The 364-nt window shown below is 68.4% G+C and carries 1 protein-coding gene; it reads right to left on the reverse strand.

The window, feature by feature from the left end; translation table 11 throughout:
• Positions 1-364, reverse strand: a 364-nt coding sequence (locus R5H29_RS02305) for a hypothetical protein (protein WP_332328675.1), incomplete at both ends; no start/stop codon positions are given.

Here is a 364-nt window from a genome sequence, read left to right on the forward strand (position 1 = left end):
GCGCTCGAACGCGTCCTGATCGGGCGTGCCCTCGCCGCGCGCGATCACGCACTGGTGGATCACCGGCATCTGTTCGAGCACGGTCTTGCCCAGACCATCGAGCGTGACCGGCACATCGCGCCAGCCGATCAGTTCCTGCCCTTCCTTGGCGATGAACTTCTCGAACGATTCGATGACGATCGCGCGGCTCGGCTCGTCCTGCGGCAGGAAGCACATCGCCACGGCATAGTCGCCCGGCGCGGGCAGGGTCTTGCCCTCGCCCGCCGCCCACTTGCGGAACAGCGCATCGGGCAGCTGGATCAGGATGCCGGCGCCGTCACCCAGCAACGGGTCCGCGCCCACCGCGCCGCGATGGTCGAGATTG

Source organism: Stenotrophomonas sp. A3_2 (assembly GCF_036624925.1).
Classification (GTDB): domain Bacteria; phylum Pseudomonadota; class Gammaproteobacteria; order Xanthomonadales; family Xanthomonadaceae; genus Stenotrophomonas; species Stenotrophomonas hibiscicola.